The sequence below is a fragment of the Paraburkholderia sp. J8-2 genome (assembly GCF_905220195.1).
Classification (GTDB): domain Bacteria; phylum Pseudomonadota; class Gammaproteobacteria; order Burkholderiales; family Burkholderiaceae; genus Paraburkholderia.
Genome location: NZ_CAJMZA010000152.1, coordinates 1 through 269, shown reverse-complemented (window position 1 = coordinate 269; position 269 = coordinate 1). Strand labels below are relative to the sequence as shown.

The following is a 269-nucleotide window of genomic DNA, read 5'->3' as shown; positions in this document are numbered from 1 at the left end:
ATTCTCTTCCTGCAGGGCACGCGCGACAAGCTGGCCGAGCTTCCCCTGCTGAGGTCGGTCGTCGAGACGCTGGGGCCACGCGCCACGCTGCATGTGGTGGACGACGCAGATCATTCGTTCCACGTGCGCGCGTCCTCCGGCCGGACCGACGCGGAGGTCGTGCTCGAACTGGCACGGACGATGTCGGCGTGGTTCTTCGCCGAAGGAGAGTTCGTGCCCGTTACCTGAGCAAGCGCAGGAATGCTTGTAGCAGAGTCGGGACGGCGAGC

1 protein-coding gene is annotated in these 269 nt (G+C 65.8%); it reads left to right on the top strand.

From position 1 onward, the window contains the following. A partial coding sequence (locus U5A52_RS43230; protein ID WP_321918149.1) for an alpha/beta family hydrolase occupies positions 1-228 on the top strand: 228 nt, incomplete at its 5' end. Between the last annotated feature and the right edge of the window lie 41 nt (positions 229-269).